This is a genomic window from Pseudomonas sp. BF-B-26, from assembly GCF_019956495.1.
Classification (GTDB): domain Bacteria; phylum Pseudomonadota; class Gammaproteobacteria; order Pseudomonadales; family Pseudomonadaceae; genus Aquipseudomonas.
The window spans coordinates 59,618-74,754 of record NZ_JAHBDP010000053.1 but is presented as its reverse complement, the minus strand read 5'-3'; the positions used below and the strand labels follow the sequence as shown (position 1 = coordinate 74,754).

13 protein-coding genes and 3 tRNA genes are annotated in these 15,137 nt (G+C 57.8%); 1 reads left to right on the top strand and 15 read right to left on the bottom strand.

All coding sequences use genetic code 11. The features are described from left to right. Positions 1 to 47: 47 nt before the first annotated feature. The 3 genes from ampE to KGB03_RS04590 all read right to left on the bottom strand — a co-directional run bounded on the left by ampE (position 48) and on the right by KGB03_RS04590 (position 3,716). On the bottom strand, positions 48 to 884 hold the full coding sequence (ampE, locus tag KGB03_RS04600; RefSeq protein ID WP_218538061.1) for a regulatory signaling modulator protein AmpE: 837 nt from the start codon (positions 882 to 884) through the stop codon (positions 48 to 50). Beyond that, positions 881 to 1,441: a 1,6-anhydro-N-acetylmuramyl-L-alanine amidase AmpD gene (ampD, locus tag KGB03_RS04595; protein ID WP_008149001.1), complete on the bottom strand. Its 561-nt coding sequence runs from the start codon at positions 1,439 to 1,441 to the stop codon at positions 881 to 883. Before ampD ends, ampE begins: the two co-directional genes overlap by 4 nt. 64 nt (positions 1,442 to 1,505) lie before the next feature. Further along, positions 1,506 to 3,716, bottom strand: coding sequence for a DUF1631 domain-containing protein (locus KGB03_RS04590; protein ID WP_223526452.1), 2,211 nt, complete (start codon positions 3,714 to 3,716; stop codon positions 1,506 to 1,508). 283 nt (positions 3,717 to 3,999) lie between these two features. Here KGB03_RS04590 and nadC point away from each other — a divergent pair, with 283 nt between their 5' ends. Next, positions 4,000 to 4,848, top strand: coding sequence for a carboxylating nicotinate-nucleotide diphosphorylase (gene nadC / locus KGB03_RS04585; RefSeq protein WP_218538063.1), 849 nt, complete (start codon positions 4,000 to 4,002; stop codon positions 4,846 to 4,848). 114 nt (positions 4,849 to 4,962) lie between these two features. On the opposite strand, the gene KGB03_RS04580 is transcribed toward nadC, so the two are convergent. The 12 genes from KGB03_RS04580 to secG all read right to left on the bottom strand — a co-directional run bounded on the left by KGB03_RS04580 (position 4,963) and on the right by secG (position 15,136). Further along, positions 4,963 to 5,268 carry a DUF6388 family protein gene (locus KGB03_RS04580; protein WP_223526451.1) on the bottom strand — a complete coding sequence of 102 codons (306 nt, stop codon included), beginning with the start codon at positions 5,266 to 5,268 and terminating at the stop codon, positions 4,963 to 4,965. Positions 5,269 to 5,405: 137 nt separating this feature from the next. Further along, positions 5,406 to 5,478, bottom strand: a tRNA-Thr gene (locus KGB03_RS04575). A gap of 139 nt (positions 5,479 to 5,617) precedes the next feature. Next, the gene (gene pnp / locus KGB03_RS04570) at positions 5,618 to 7,723 is read right to left on the bottom strand and encodes a polyribonucleotide nucleotidyltransferase (protein WP_111450462.1); all 2,106 of its coding nucleotides are present in this window, start codon (positions 7,721 to 7,723) and stop codon (positions 5,618 to 5,620) included. Positions 7,724 to 7,920: 197 nt separating this feature from the next. After that, positions 7,921 to 8,190, bottom strand: coding sequence for a 30S ribosomal protein S15 (rpsO, locus tag KGB03_RS04565; RefSeq protein ID WP_003176135.1), 270 nt, complete (start codon positions 8,188 to 8,190; stop codon positions 7,921 to 7,923). 117 nt (positions 8,191 to 8,307) lie between these two features. Then, complete coding sequence (gene truB / locus KGB03_RS04560; RefSeq protein WP_074873678.1) at positions 8,308 to 9,225, bottom strand: tRNA pseudouridine(55) synthase TruB; 918 nt, start codon at positions 9,223 to 9,225, stop codon at positions 8,308 to 8,310. Between the two features lie 3 nt (positions 9,226 to 9,228). Next, a complete protein-coding gene (gene rbfA, locus KGB03_RS04555) occupies positions 9,229 to 9,630 on the bottom strand; it encodes a 30S ribosome-binding factor RbfA (RefSeq protein ID WP_008149016.1) in 402 nt (133 codons plus the stop codon). A gap of 159 nt (positions 9,631 to 9,789) precedes the next feature. Further along, on the bottom strand, positions 9,790 to 12,318 hold the full coding sequence (gene infB / locus KGB03_RS04550; protein WP_223526450.1) for a translation initiation factor IF-2: 2,529 nt from the start codon (positions 12,316 to 12,318) through the stop codon (positions 9,790 to 9,792). Positions 12,319 to 12,345: 27 nt separating this feature from the next. Further along, complete coding sequence (gene nusA, locus KGB03_RS04545) at positions 12,346 to 13,827, bottom strand: transcription termination factor NusA (protein ID WP_008024459.1); 1,482 nt, start codon at positions 13,825 to 13,827, stop codon at positions 12,346 to 12,348. Between the two features lie 47 nt (positions 13,828 to 13,874). Next, positions 13,875 to 14,333, bottom strand: a complete 459-nt coding sequence (rimP, locus tag KGB03_RS04540; protein ID WP_010463487.1) for a ribosome maturation factor RimP — start codon at positions 14,331 to 14,333, stop codon at positions 13,875 to 13,877. Positions 14,334 to 14,471: 138 nt separating this feature from the next. Continuing rightward, positions 14,472 to 14,548, bottom strand: a tRNA-Met gene (locus KGB03_RS04535). Positions 14,549 to 14,644: 96 nt separating this feature from the next. After that, positions 14,645 to 14,730, bottom strand: a tRNA-Leu gene (locus KGB03_RS04530). A gap of 22 nt (positions 14,731 to 14,752) precedes the next feature. Next, the gene (gene secG / locus KGB03_RS04525; RefSeq protein ID WP_017336473.1) at positions 14,753 to 15,136 is read right to left on the bottom strand and encodes a preprotein translocase subunit SecG; all 384 of its coding nucleotides are present in this window, start codon (positions 15,134 to 15,136) and stop codon (positions 14,753 to 14,755) included. Position 15,137: the final 1 nt, after the last annotated feature.

Below are 15,137 nucleotides of genomic sequence, written 5' to 3'. Positions count from 1 at the left end.
GCCGAACGGGGATAAATCCCTTCGCCACAATGGAGTCCACTTCAGAGCTAAGGAAGGACGGTCCACAGCGCAAAACCGGCGTACCAGAGCACTGCCGCGCGCAGCAGCAGTTCCCAGATCCGGTCGAGGCTGTTGATGCCATCAGGCCCGACCACCGGCGCCGGGATTTCACCGGCCACCAGCCCGACTTTCTCGATCAATTGGGCGGCGCTGATGTTCCAGTTCAGCAGTTCGTGCAGCATCACCCGGCCGACCGCGACAAAGTTGCCGACCAACGCAAAACTCGCTGCCAGCAGACGCACCGGCACCCAGTCGAACGCATGACGCAGTTTTGCGGCGCGCTCGACCACGGCCGGGGTCTGCCCGTGTTCTTCGGCCAAGGCCAGCAGTCGATAGCTCAGGGCTGCGACCGGCCCCAGCAGGAAGTACCAGAAAATCACCGCGAAAAAGCTCTGATAAGCCTCCCACAGCAGATGCCCTTCGACCCGTTCCAGCAATTGTTCGCCGCTATCGGCACAAATACCCAGGTCGCGGTTCGCCACATGAGCGGCCGCTTGCAGGTCTTCCCGGCGCCAGGCATCGCGAAACGGCCCGAGACCGGCCAGCAGATCACCGCGGCCCAGACTGTAAATCACCACCAGCAGATGCACCGGCAACGCCAGCAGACCGTAAGCCACCGGGTCCAGTACCAGGAGCAGCAAACCCAGCAGTGCCACCGGCAACAACACCAGGATCACCAGGATCAGCCACGGACTTTTCGCCAGACGCGGACTGACCTCAAGCTTGTTCAGCTCGCGAACCCATCCACCATCGCGCTGAATTCGATGACGCAGGGCCGAGAACTTCTCGATCCAGACCGCCAACAGCAACACCAGAAAACTCATTGTTGTTCCTCTTTTGCCAGGGCGGCGCGATAGCGTGCCCAGTCGAACGCAGGCCCAGGATCGGTTTTACGCCCGGGTGCAATGTCGCTATGCCCGCAAATGCGCTGTGCGGTAATGGCCGTGAACGCGCTTTGCAGCTGCCGGGTCAGGGTCGTCAACGCTTGATACTGAGCATCGGTGAACGGCAGATCATCCGTGCCTTCAAGTTCAATGCCCACGGAAAAATCGTTACAGGTTTCCCGCCCTTCGAAACTCGAGACGCCGGCATGCCAGGCACGCTCAAGACAAGAGACAAACTGAGTGACGGTGCCGTCACGTTCGATCAGAAAGTGCGCAGACACGCGCAGGTCGGCGATCCCTTCAAAATAGGGGTGCTCCGTGACATCCAGACGATTCTGGAAAAATTCCTGCACCTTGCCGGTGGCGAATTGCGCAGGCGGCAAACTGATGTTGTGGATCACCAGCAGGGAAATTTCGTCCGAGGGGCGCGCATTGAAGTTGGGCGAGGGGCAAATATCTACGCCCTGACACCAACCGCTCGCGGGGTCCAACTGCATACAGGTTCCTTCAACGACGACTGTGTAGGCGCCCAGTATGCCGCGATAGACCCTCGGGGCGCGATCACTTGCCGTGATTGAGGCGCCGCAGGGTGCCGATCACTGACTCCAGCGCCCGGTCGAACAGCAAAGTGTCGTCCAGCGCGCGCACCGCGCCACGACGGAATTCCAGTGCCAGACCGGTACGGCTGCGCTCCAGCACTTTCATCCCGGTGCGATTGACGAAAATGTACTTGCCGGTGGCTTCAATGATCGCCGCCAGCTTGCAGCGAAGGGTGTTTTCTTCGTCTTCCTGAAACTCGACCCAGCACCCCAAGCGCAGTTGATCGACCTGAAGCAGGCCGGCATCGTCTTCCGGCAAGCGCACTGACGCCGCATCGACCGGACCTTCGTCGGCGGTTCGCAGGACGACTTCCTGCCGCACTTCGACCATTACCGGCGTATCGACAGACTGTTCAAGTATTTGCCCTGGACGTTCGAACAGCTGAACGTGCAAGGCTTCCAGCTCACTGAAAAATTCGCTGGTGGCGAACGGATCGAAGGCCGAACTGCTCAGCCCGTCGCGCAACGACTTGAGCAATCCAGGCACCAGTGCCAGCAAGCGCAGGCTCGCATCGGTCTCATCATGACGTTGCACGCTCCAGATCAATTGCTCCATGGACTGCACATCGGCGTGCCACTCGGCCGACTGATCGCCGTGCTTGAGACAGGTCAGCAGCAGCACCTGGCTCCACGCTTCCTGGACAAACACCACCACCCGCTGCGGCAATACTTTGCCCAACAAGGCCTGGTTCAGCACCTGCTCGACGCACTGACGGGCCAGCTCAGTCCTGGCGCGGCCTTCTTCGGCGTCACGGGTACGTTGCTCCAGCAGCTCACTGCGACGGCGCTCATCGCTGGTGAAGGCGAGAAAATCCGCGAGCAATTCGGAAAAGACCGCCGGGTCATCGACAAAATCGTTCAGCAACCGTTGCACCACTTGCTCGATGCGCAGATACAGGCTGTCGCGTTCATGGTCATCGCACTCGCCCCAGCCCATGGCGGCGGTGGCGATTTCATTGAGCAGGCGTCGGGCCGGGTGACTGCTGCGGCTAAAGAAGCTCTTGTCGATCACCGCCACCTTCAGCATCGGGATCTGCAAACGGCCGATCAACGCCTTGAGCGAATCCGGCAGGTTACGGTCATCGAGGATACATTCGAAGAGCATGGCGATCAGGTTGATCACGTCTTCGTCAGCCACCCCGACCACGCGTGACTTGCCACTTTTGACGCTGACCCGGGTCAGCAGTTGTTCGAGCTGGTTTCGCAGATCGAAGTCGTCCTGGGCTTCCGGCGCCGGCACATATTGCTGCAAGTGCGAGAGCAGGCGCATGAGATCACGGGTGGAAATCGGCTGTGTCTGGGCACTGGCTTCAAGGGTCGGCGCGACACTGCCACGCACGTGAAGCAGCAACTCCTGCAACGCCGCGAAGACTTCCTGCACGCTGTCGTCGGTCGGCGGGCCACTGGCGCGAGTGTTGGCCTGTGCGGGTTCAGCTCCGACGCTGGCCGCTACACGATCCGTGGCCCGACGCGCAGGCGCGGGCTTAAGGTCAGGCAGAACACCGGTGGCGCTCAGCAACTGATTGGCTTCGGTGTAGAGCTGATTGGCATCCCTGAGCACATAGCGCTCGAACAGTTTGAGGATGATCAGCTTGACCTTGATCTCCACCCCCAGGTTGCGCCCGGCCTGCATAAAGTATTCGCAGAGCATCGCCGGCCCCATGGGATTGTGCTGATCGAGCAGTTCCCTGCCCAACAGTGCGCTGAGTCGGGCGGTCAGTTGGTCCAGGGCGAAGCCGTCGCGGTTCAGCACTTTGCTGACCATCGCCTCCACTGCCACGCTGCGCTCCACGTCGTCATCGGGCAGCGCCACCGAGGCGTCGAAGGCCAACGTCTGGGGCAAGGCAGATTGAGCGATGTCGTACTGGGTAAGGCTGACAAAAGCCGCGAAGAATTGCTCGAGAAAGCCGCGTTCGATGTTTTTGCGCTTGAGGCGCAAGTCGCGCATGGCTTCGAAGAAGAGATTTTGTTCGACGTCATTGCGGGCCCGGTCGGCCATTTCGAACAGCGTGTCGTCGGCGTTATCGAACAGTTCCTGCAAGCCATGCCTGAGCTGTTGAGCGGCCTTGTCGCGAACCTGAAGCAGAATCACAGGCAGGCGGGCGAGCGGCGAGAGAGTCGCCTGGTCGGTAGCGACCTTGTGCAAAGGCACTACATTCCCGTCGTTGTGCATTCAGGCCTCCTGAAAAGGTGAGTCTTCGAAGTCGTCAATCCAAATCCACGTCAAAGCCATGACGTCAAAAGCAAGGCGGATTATCTTGCAAAAGATGTCCCCTCTACCAGCAGACTCTGCGTTTCCCATTGAAATAGACGCTTATGACAAACGCTGACTGAGTGCCAATTGCTCAGGCGAATCGACCAAATGCAGGTCACAGAGCGATGGGAACGCCTCTGATGCCTTGGGTTGCCCAGCTTCATGGCCCTATAATCGGGCCACTTTGTTTGTGGAGTCCGTTATGCCGAATCTACGTCTCGCCGATTTGACCGCCGAAATCGAAGCCAACGTGCGCCGTGCGTTGCTCGAAGACATCGGCAGCGGCGACATCACCGCTCAGCTGATCCCGGCCGAACGCCTGGCCAAAGCCACGATCATCACCCGCGACGCTGCCGTCATCTGCGGCACAGCCTGGGTTGATGCAGTGTTTCGGCAACTGGACCCACGTGTTGCGGTGCACTGGGAGGTGCGCGATGGCGAGCGGGTGAAACCCAATCAGGTGCTGTTCCACCTCGAAGGCCCGGCGCGCTCGCTACTGACGGGCGAACGCAGTGCACTGAACTTTCTGCAGTTGCTGTCTGGCGTGGCCACGCGCGCGCAGTACCTGGCGGATTACGTTGCCGAGACTCAGGTGAAGTTGCTCGACACCCGTAAAACCTTGCCGGGGCTGCGCCTGGCGCAGAAGTACGCCGTGACCTGCGGCGGGTGCCATAACCACCGCATCGGCCTGTACGACGCCTTCCTGATCAAGGAAAACCATATTGCCGCCTGCGGTGGCATCCCGGAGGCCATCAAAGCCGCGCACAAGATTGCCCCGGGCAAACCGGTGGAGATCGAAGTGGAAAACCTGGACGAGCTGAAGGAAGCCCTGGCGGCCGGTGCCGACATCATCATGCTCGATGAATTGAGTCTGGATGACATGCGCGAAGCCGTGCGTCTGAACGCAGGCCAGGCGAAACTGGAGGCCAGCGGCGGTATCAACGAAAGCACGCTGCTACCGATCGCCGAGACCGGGGTGGATTACATCTCGATTGGTGCGATGACCAAGGATGTGAAGGCTGTCGATCTGTCGATGCGCCTGAGCCTTTGATTGAGAAAACGCCCGTTTCATAGGTGGGAGCGGGCTTGCTCGCGAAGAGGGCGTGTTAGTCGACGCAATTGTCGCCTGACTCACCGCTTTCGCGAGCAAGCCCGCTCCCACAGGTCAGACCACCAGATTATTCATCTCGCAGTACTCTTCCCACTCGACGCCCAACACCTCGGCAGCCTCCTTGTGCAGAACAAGGCGCGCAGCCTCGAACTCTTCAGGCATTGAGGTGTACTTGAGCGTCAGTTCCCACGGCTGCAAGCCCTGGGACTCTGCCTCATCCTCGAATGCCCACTGGATCTGGTCTTTCTGATCGTCGGCGGGCAGGTCCTTGATTTCTTCGGCTAGCTGGGGCGAATCCAGCAAATACTTCTTCAGCGCTTCTGCGTGTCTGGCTTCTTGGGTCAATTCTTTAACGGTCATGGCGTTCTCTTTGATCTGAGGAATGGAAGATGGATCTGGATCATCAAGGATCTCTCTGACGCAAAAAAACCGTTTGAAGCCCGGTTTGTCTGGCCTTCAGAACCATTCGGGATCATCTGAAAACAACGTGTCGCTCGTGCCCGAGACAGGAATCGAACCTGCGACCTTCGCGTTACGAGTGCGCTGCTCTACCAACTGAGCTACACGGGCAGTGGGCTAAACCTAGCACTGACTTTGGGGTCAGGCAACTTCATGGCTCGCATCATTTTTTCGCAGGCAAAAAAATGCCCCGCAGCTTTCACTGCGGGGCATTTTTTACAACGTTGAAGCGGTCAGGCGTGGGGAGTGATTAAACGCCCGAAGCCTTGGCTGCTGCTACGTCTTTGATGGACAGCTTGATACGGCCGCGGTTGTCCACGTCCAGTACCAGTACTTCCACTTCCTGGCCTTCTTTCAGGATGTCGGTCACTTTCTCTACGCGAGCGTCGCTCAGCATCGAGATGTGAACCAGACCGTCCTTGCCCGGCAGGATGTTGACGAATGCGCCGAAGTCGACGATGCGCTCAACCTTACCGACGTAGATCTTGCCGATTTCAGCTTCTGCGGTGATGCCCAGAACGCGCTGACGTGCAGCTTCAGCAGCTTCTTTGGTTTCGCCGAAGATCTTGATCGAGCCGTCGTCTTCGATGTCGATCGAAGCCTTGGTCTCTTCACAGATCGCACGAATGGTCGCGCCGCCTTTACCGATGACATCACGGATTTTGTCGGTGTCGATTTTCATCGCGATCATGGTCGGAGCGTTTTCCGACAGCTCGGTACGCGACTGGCCAATGATCTGGTTCATCTGACCGAGGATGTTCAGGCGCGCTTCCAGGGCTTGGCCCAGAGCGATTTCCATGATTTCTTCGGTGATGCCTTTGATCTTGATGTCCATCTGCAGCGCGGTCACACCTTTGGCGGTACCCGCTACTTTGAAGTCCATGTCGCCCAAGTGGTCTTCGTCACCCAGGATGTCGGTCAGGACGGCGAATTTCTCGCCTTCTTTAACCAGACCCATGGCGATACCGGCAACCGGTGCCTTCATCGGAACACCGGCATCCATCAGAGCCAGGGAAGCGCCGCAGACCGAAGCCATGGAGCTCGAACCGTTGGACTCGGTGATTTCCGACACAACACGGATGGTGTACGGGAACACGTCAGCAGCAGGCAGCATGGCCTGAACCGAACGACGAGCCAGACGGCCGTGACCGATTTCACGACGACCAGCGCCACCCATGCGACCACACTCACCTACCGAGAACGGAGGGAAGTTGTAGTGCAGCATGAACGGGTCTTTTTTCTCGCCTTCCAGGGTGTCCAGCAGCTGTGCGTCACGGGCGGTGCCCAGTGTTGCAACAACCAGAGCCTGGGTTTCGCCACGGGTGAACAGAGCCGAACCGTGGGTCTTCGGCAGAACGCCAACTTCGATGTTCAGCGGACGTACGGTCTTGGTGTCGCGGCCGTCGATACGTGGCTTGCCGTTAACGATGTTTTCGCGAACGGTGCGGTATTCGATTTCGCCGAAAGCAGCTTTGACTTCAGCGGAAGTCGGTTGACCTTCTTCGCCGGACAGCTTGGCAACCACCTGGTCTTTCAGTTCGCCCAGACGAGCGTAACGGTCGGCCTTGATGGTGATGGTGTAAGCCTGGGAGATCGCGTCGCCGAACTCGGCACGGATAGCGCCCAGCAGAGCAGTGGCTTCAGGCGCAGGAGCCCAGGTCCAGGTCGGCTTGGCAGCTTCAGCGGCCAGTTCTTTAACGGCGTTGATCACCACCTGGAACTCGTCGTGAGCAAACAGTACCGCGCCCAGCATCTGGTCTTCGGTCAGCTCTTTGGCTTCCGATTCAACCATCAACACGGCTTCCGAAGTACCGGCAACGACCATGTCCAGGCTCGACGCTTTCAGTTGTTCGTAAGTCGGGTTCAGCAGGTAGCCGGTGCTTTCGTGGAACGCAACGCGGGCAGCGCCGATCGGGCCATCGAAAGGGATGCCGGAGATGGCCAGCGCAGCCGAGGTACCGATCATCGCAGCGATGTCCGGATCGGTCTTCTTGCTGGTGGAAACAACGGTGCAGACAACCTGCACTTCGTTCATGAAACCTTCTGGGAACAGCGGACGGATCGGACGGTCGATCAGTCGGGAAGTCAGGGTTTCTTTCTCGGAAGGACGGCCTTCACGCTTGAAGAAACCGCCAGGGATCTTACCGGCAGCGTAAGTTTTTTCCTGGTAGTGAACAGACAGAGGGAAGAAGCCCTTGCCTGGATCGGCTTGCTTGGCGCCGACCACAGTCACCAATACGCTGACGTCGTCGTCAACGGTGACCAATACTGCGCCGGAGGCCTGACGGGCGATACGGCCAGTCTCGAGGGTAACGGTCGACTGACCGAACTGGAATTTTTTGATTACCGGGTTCACGGTGTCCTACCTTCTTTTGTGGCTCTTGGGGAACTTGTCTTCTTGCGAAATTCTTGGGCAACGCCGGGAATCGGCCCGACTGTCATTGTCCAGGTAAAGCAGGTATCCAGATAAAACTTGAGGCTGGGAGCCTGCCATGCGCCAGCGGGAAACCCACTGACGTACGACAGACAACCAACCTCTAGCGCAATCGCTTATTAGCGACGCAGACCCAGGCGACCGATCAGAGCCTGGTAACGGCCAAGATCCTTGCCTTTCAGGTAGTCCAGCAGCTTACGACGCTGGTTTACCATGCGAATCAGACCACGACGGGAGTGGTGATCTTTACCGTTGGCCTTGAAGTGACCTTGCAGCTTGTTGATGTTGTGGGTCAGCAGTGCAACTTGCACTTCTGGCGAACCAGTGTCACCAACAGCTTGCTGGTAGTCAGCTACGATTTGAGCTTTTTCTTGAACGTCGAGAGCCATGAGGCAATCCTTTTATCAGGAAACTGTTTCAAAAAAACAGTTTCAACAGGCCAGGGACAAATCCCTGTATCTAAAAATGAGTAGTGACCGTGCCTGTTAACAGCCACCCTCGTCCGGTCATTCTGACCGAATCAGTCGACGCGGCGCGATGCGCCCGTCTTCGCTCACTTCACCGATACCGATGAAGCGACCATTGTGATCCTGTACCCGTACCATGCCGAACTTCGGTGCATCCGGGGCTCGTACCGGTTGGCCGTTAAGCCAGTAGAACGAGCTGTGCTCCGAGAACTGCAACAGAGGCCAATCCAGCAGGCCGCTGTCCGAAGGCATCAAAAAGCGGTCGACCGCTTCGTTGCCGCCTTCGGCATGTACTGCTTCCAACTCTTCCAGCGTGACTGTCTGTGCCAGCGTGAAAGGCCCGGCCTGGGTACGTCGCAGCTCAGCAACGTATGCGCCACAACCGAGTTGCTCACCGATATCCTCCACCAGGGTGCGGATATAGGTACCTTTGGTGCAATCCACTGCAAGCCGCGCAGTATCACCTTCAAAGGCCAGTAATTCCAAGCGCGTAATAGTAACAGAACGCGGTTCGCGCTCCACTACTTCACCTGCCCGGGCCAGCTTGTACAACGGCTGGCCATCACGCTTGAGCGCCGAGTACATGGGCGGTATCTGGCTGATTTGCCCACGAAATTTTGGCAGTACCGCTTCGACATCGGCGCGACCAACGGTCACCGGGCGCTCCAGCAAAACTTCACCCTCGGCATCGGCCGTGGTGGTGGTCTTGCCCAGTTGCGCCAGGGTTTCGTAACCCTTGTCGGAATCGAGCAGGTATTGCGAAAACTTGGTGGCCTCACCGAAGCACAACGGCAACACGCCGGTGGCCAGCGGGTCGAGACTGCCGGTGTGCCCGGCCTTCTCGGCGTTCAGCAGCCAGCGAACCTTCTGCAACGCCGCATTGGAGGTGAACCCCAATGGCTTGTCGAGCAGGATGATGCCGCTGACGTTACGACGGATACGTTTGACCTGAGCCACCGATTACTCCTTGGTGTCTTCGGCTTCTGCCGCAACCGGATGCTGATTGTCTTCAGCTACCGCACGTTCGATCAATGCCGACAGATGAGCACCACGCACGACGCTTTCGTCGTAGTGGAAGTGCAACTGTGGAACGCTGCGCAACTTCATTTCGCGAGCCAACTGCATGCGCAGGAAACCGGCAGCGGAGTTGAGCACCTTGATGCTTTGCGCGATGTCTTCAGCGTTGTCTTGCCCCATCACGGTGATGAAGATCTTGGCGTGACCGACGTCACGGCTGACTTCAACAGCGGTAATGGTGACCAGGCCGACGCGCGGGTCTTTGACTTCACGACGGATCAGCTGTGCCAGCTCACGCTGCATCTGATCGCCGATACGTTGGGTACGGCTGTATTCTTTTGCCATGTCTTGTTACCTGTTACTGCCACACGGTGAAACCCATGGGGTCTGAAAGCGGCAAACGCCCGGCCTGACAAAAGCCAGACCGGGCGTTGCGTTTAGAGTCCTGACGCTGCGCTGCGCATCTGCATGCGGCGGCTCATCGTGGCCCTTGAAGTGCGCGAGTTAGAGGCTGCGAGCAACCTGAACCTTCTCGAAGACTTCGATCTTGTCACCGACTTTGACGTCGTTGTAGCTCTTCACGCCGATACCGCATTCCATGCCGGCACGTACTTCGGAAGCGTCATCCTTGAAGCGGCGCAGGGATTCCAGCTCGCCTTCGAAGATAACGATGTCTTCACGCAGTACACGGATTGGACGGTTACGGTGAACAACACCTTCGATAACCATGCAACCGGCGATCGCGCCAAACTTCGGCGAACGGAACACGTCACGCACTTCAGCGGTACCCAGGATGTTCTCGCGAACATCGCTGCCCAGCATACCGGTGAGGGCTTTCTTGACGTCTTCGATGATGTCGTAGATCACGTTGTAGTAACGCATATCCAGACCTTCCTGCTCGACGATCTTGCGAGCGCCAGCATCGGCACGCACGTTGAAGCCGAACAGTACAGCGTTGGAGGCCAGTGCCAGGTTGGCGTCGGACTCGGTGATACCACCGACACCGCCACCGACAACACGCACTTGCACTTCGTCGTTACCCAGGCCGTTCAAGGCACCGTTCAACGCTTCCAGCGAACCACGGACGTCGGATTTGAGGACGATGTTGAGCGTCTTCTTCTCTTCCTGACCCATGTTCTCGAAGATGTTTTCAAGCTTGCCGGCGTGAGCACGGGCCAGTTTGACTTCGCGGAACTTGCCTTGACGGAACAGAGCCACTTCACGGGCTTTCTTCTCGTCAGCAACTACGCTCATCTCGTCGCCAGCGTCCGGGGTACCGTCCAGGCCGAGAATCTCGACAGGGATGGAAGGACCGGCTTCCTTGATTGGCTTGCCGTTCTCGTCGAGCATGGCGCGAACGCGGCCATAGTTCGAACCGACCAGCACCATGTCGCCTTGGCGCAGGGTGCCGTCTTGAACCAGAACGGTAGCAACCGGGCCACGACCTTTGTCGAGACGCGATTCAACCACGACGCCACGGCCAGGAGCCGAAGGAGTCGCTTTCAGTTCCAGAACTTCAGCTTGCAGCAGAACAGCTTCAAGCAACTCGTCCACGCCAGTACCGACTTTCGCCGAAACCGATACGAACGGAGTGTCACCGCCCCACTCTTCCGAAGTCACGCCGTGAACCGACAGTTCGCTACGGATGCGATCGAGATCAGCGCCCGGCTTGTCGATTTTGTTCACTGCAACTACCAGAGGAACACCGGCAGCCTTGGCGTGCTGGACAGCTTCAACGGTCTGCGGCATCACGCCGTCGTCCGCTGCAACTACCAGGATCACGATGTCAGTCGCCTTGGCACCACGAGCACGCATTGCGGTAAACGCAGCGTGACCCGGGGTATCGAGGAACGTGACCATGCCGCGATCAGTTTCAACGTGGTACGCACCGATGTGCTGGGTGATACCGCCGGCTTCGCCAGCAGCTACCTTGGCACGACGGATATAGTCGAGCAGCGAGGTCTTACCGTGGTCAACGTGGCCCATTACGGTCACGACTGGAGCACGGGAGAACGCTTCACCTTCAAACTTCAGGGACTCGGCCAGGGAATCTTCCAGGGCGGTGTCGCTGACCAGGGTCACTTTGTGGCCCAGCTCTTCAGCAACCAGTTGGGCAGTTTCCTGATCCAGTACCTGGTTGATGGTCGCTGGAGTACCCAGTTTGAACATGAACTTGATGATTTCAGCAGCCTTGACCGACATCTGCTGGGCGAGATCGCCAACAGTGATGGTCTCGCCGATCTTCACTTCGCGCACTACAGGGCCGGTTGGGCTCTGGAAACCGTGAGCGTTGCGCTTCTTCAGCTTGGCCTTGCCGCGACCACCACGACGGAAGCCATCGCTTTCTTCGTCGGTAGTACGTGGGGCAACGCGTGGAGCAGGCGCTTTCTCTTTGACCGAAGCACGATGCGGAGCGTTTTTGCGCTCACCATCGCCACTGCCACGACGACTGTTATCGTCGGCACGTGGTTTGTCCGGACGGCGCTGCTCGTTCTGCTTGTTGCGAACATCGGCAGACGGCGCTGGTGCAGCAGCCACAACCGGCGCGCTTTCACGTACTGGCTCGGCAACTGCAGCAGGTGCTGCAACGGCGTCGTTAGTAGCGGATTGCGCAGCAGCTGGCTGGCGACGCGCTTCTTCTTCGGCGCGACGCTTGGCTTCTTCTTCAGCCTTCTGACGTGCAGCATTTTCTACTGCGCGACGTTCTTCCAGTTCGCGTTTGCGCTCGGCTTCGATTTCTTCCGGGCTGCGCTGTACGAAAACTTTCTTTTTACGTACTTCAACACTGATGCTTTTGCTGCCAGCAACACGCAGGGTGCTGGTGGTTTTACGCTGCAGTGTGATCTTGCGTGGTTCTTCCACTTTCGCCTTGTGGCTGCTTTTCAAGTGAGTCAGCAAAGATTGCTTCTCACTGTCAGTCACATGTTCTTCGGCGGCGGTGTGCGGCAGACCTGCCTCACGCATCTGCTGCAACAGGCGCTCTACCGGTGTTTTGACCTCATCGGCCAGTTGTTTCACCGTGACTTGCGTCATGCACTTCTCTCCTCAGGCCGCGCCTAATTACTCGAACCAGTGGGCTCGGGCGGCCATGATCAACTTGCCGGCACGATCATCGTCAATGCCGTCGATGTCGAGCAGGTCGTCAATAGACTGCTCGGCCAGGTCTTCGCGGGTAATTACGCCGCGCACCGCCAGTTCCATCGCCAAATCCTTGTCCATACCCTCAAGCGAGAGCAGGTCTTCGGCCGGATGGGCGTCTGCCAGCTTTTCCTCAGTAGCGATGGCTTTGGTCAACAAACGATCCTTGGCGCGAGCGCGAAGCTCGTTGACGGTTTCTTCGTCAAAGCCGTCGATGTTGAGCATTTCTTCCAACGGTACGTAGGCAATCTCTTCCAGGCTGGTAAAGCCTTCATCTACCAGCACCTGTGCCAGGTCTTCGTCGACTTCCAGCTCGTCGATGAAGTTGCGCAGGATGTCGCCGGTTTCTGCTTGCTGCTTAGCCTGGATGTCCGATTCGGTCATCACGTTCAGGGTCCAGCCAGTCAACTGGCTAGCCAGACGCACGTTCTGACCACCCCGACCAATGGCCTGAGCCAGATTGTCTGCGCCAACGGCGATGTCCATTGCATGGGCATCTTCGTCAACGATAATTGCCGCCACTTCAGCCGGCGACATTGCATTGATCACAAACTGAGCCGGGTTGTCGTCCCACAGGACGATGTCCACACGCTCACCGCCCAACTCACCCGACACTGCCTGGACGCGCGAACCGCGCATACCGATGCAAGCGCCTTGCGGGTCGATGCGTTTGTCCTTGGAGCGGACCGCGATCTTGGCGCGCGAACCCGGATCACGGGACGCAGCCATTACTTCGATCAGGCCTTCAGCGATTTCCGGCACTTCGATGCGGAACAACTCGATCAGCATTTCCGGCGCAGTACGCGACAGGATCAGCTGCGGGCCGCGGTTCTCGGTGCGGATTTCCTTGAGCAGCGCACGCAGACGCACGCCAACCCGGAAGGTTTCGCGAGAAATGATGTCTTCACGAGCCAGCAACGCTTCGGCGTTGTTGCCCAGGTCGACGATCACGTTGTCGCGGGTCACTTTCTTCACGGTGCCGGAGATGATTTCTCCCAGGCGCTCGCGATAGGCATCAACCACTTGAGCGCGCTCGGCTTCGCGAACTTTCTGCACGATGACTTGCTTGGCAGTCTGTGCAGCGATGCGGCCGAACTCGATGGATTCGATCTTTTCTTCGACTACATCACCAACCTGAGCACCAGGATGCGTTTCGGCAACCTTGCTCGGCCAGGTTTCGATGGCCGGATCGTCCAGGTCTGCTTCTTCGACAACAGTCCAGCGACGGAAAGTCTCGTAAGCACCGGTGTGGCGATTGATTTCCACACGCAGATCGACTTCGTCCTCAAAACGTTTTTTGGTAGCAGTGGCCAGAGCCAGCTCCAGCGCTTCAAAAATTACGTTTGCCGGTACGCCCTTTTCATTGGATACCGACTCAACAACCAGCAGTACTTCTTTGCTCATCGTACGCCTCGCCTTTCGCAAGCCATTGGATCCGCGGGATCCGCGTCTCAGTCAAAACTGGGAATAATGTTGGCCTTGTCGATCATATCGATCGGCAACAGGAACTCATGGTCTTCTACCTGCACCACGACGTCCTGCTCTTCTACACCGCGCAGAAGGCCCTGAAAGTTGCGTCGGCCTTCAAAAGGCGAGCGCAGCTTGATCTTCACTTGTTCACCGGCAAATTTTGCAAACTGCTCAATAGTGAACAGCGGGCGTTCCATGCCAGGCGAGGAAACTTCAAGGGTGTATTCAACGGCGATTGGATCTTCAACATCCAGAACACCACTGATCTGACGGCTGACAATGGCACAATCGTCCACCAGCACACCGCCCTCTTTATCGATATAAACGCGCAACATTGAGTGGCGACCTTGAGCCGAAAACTCAATACCCCAGCATTCATAGCCTAGGGCCACGACCACCGGGGCCAGCAAGGCCTGCAACTCTTCTAGCTTGCTCGACACCTGAACCCCCTCGTGCATGTATGTGCATGCTGTGCAAAATAAAAAAATGGGCGAAACGCCCATCCTTGAAACGCCGTCGAACAGCGGCGTTGAAAGTGTCCAGCTAACAAAAAGCCCCTTAAAAGGGGCTCCTTAAACTGGTTGCGGGGGCCGGATTTGAACCGACGACCTTCGGGTTATGAGCCCGACGAGCTACCAGACTGCTCCACCCCGCGACAAAGCTGGGGCGGAAGTATACGACCGATCCCTGACAGGGTCAATGTAACCTTCCACCTACAAGAAAGCCCGCAACAGCGGGCTCTCCTGATAATTGGTACCGAGAAGGGGACTCGAACCCCTACACCCTATGGGCACAACCACCTCAAGGTTGCGTGTCTACCAATTCCACCACCTCGGCAATACTACGTTTGAAACCCTTCTTACTTTTGCTCTTGAGCTGGAGGCACGTCAGTCGCTGGAGTAGCCGACTTTTGCTCTTGAAGCACCGGTACATCATCAGAAGCCGGTTGTTGCTTTGGAACTTCCAACACTGCCGGGTTTGGCAAACCTACTTGAGTCAGCTGATGAGCCTTCTCTTTAGCAAAGTAACCTAACCCCAAGCTGGTTATGAAGAAACCGGCGGCAAGTATAGCAGTAAACTTACTAAGAAAGGTAGAGGAACCTTGGCTTCCGAACACAGTATTTGAAGCACCTGCTCCGAAAGACGCGCCAGCATCCGCACCTTTACCCTGCTGCAGCAATACCAGAGCAACTACGCCCAACGCACCCAGCAGATGAAAAACGACTACGACTGTTTCCAGCATT

What these genes read in the sequence shown, in the direction of transcription:
- ampE (WP_218538061.1), bottom strand. Translation starts at nt 884, where the DNA reads ATGAGTTTTCTGGTGTTGCTGTTGGCGGTCTGGATCGAGAAGTTCTCG.
- ampD (WP_008149001.1), bottom strand. Translation starts at nt 1,441, where the DNA reads ATGCAGTTGGACCCCGCGAGCGGTTGGTGTCAGGGCGTAGATATTTGC.
- KGB03_RS04590 (WP_223526452.1), bottom strand. Translation starts at nt 3,716, where the DNA reads ATGCACAACGACGGGAATGTAGTGCCTTTGCACAAGGTCGCTACCGAC.
- nadC (WP_218538063.1), top strand. Translation starts at nt 4,000, where the DNA reads ATGCCGAATCTACGTCTCGCCGATTTGACCGCCGAAATCGAAGCCAAC.
- KGB03_RS04580 (WP_223526451.1), bottom strand. Translation starts at nt 5,268, where the DNA reads ATGACCGTTAAAGAATTGACCCAAGAAGCCAGACACGCAGAAGCGCTG.
- rpsO (WP_003176135.1), bottom strand. Translation starts at nt 8,190, where the DNA reads ATGGCTCTCGACGTTCAAGAAAAAGCTCAAATCGTAGCTGACTACCAG.
- rbfA (WP_008149016.1), bottom strand. Translation starts at nt 9,630, where the DNA reads ATGGCAAAAGAATACAGCCGTACCCAACGTATCGGCGATCAGATGCAG.
- infB (WP_223526450.1), bottom strand. Translation starts at nt 12,318, where the DNA reads ATGACGCAAGTCACGGTGAAACAACTGGCCGATGAGGTCAAAACACCG.
- nusA (WP_008024459.1), bottom strand. Translation starts at nt 13,827, where the DNA reads ATGAGCAAAGAAGTACTGCTGGTTGTTGAGTCGGTATCCAATGAAAAG.
- secG (WP_017336473.1), bottom strand. Translation starts at nt 15,136, where the DNA reads ATGCTGGAAACAGTCGTAGTCGTTTTTCATCTGCTGGGTGCGTTGGGC.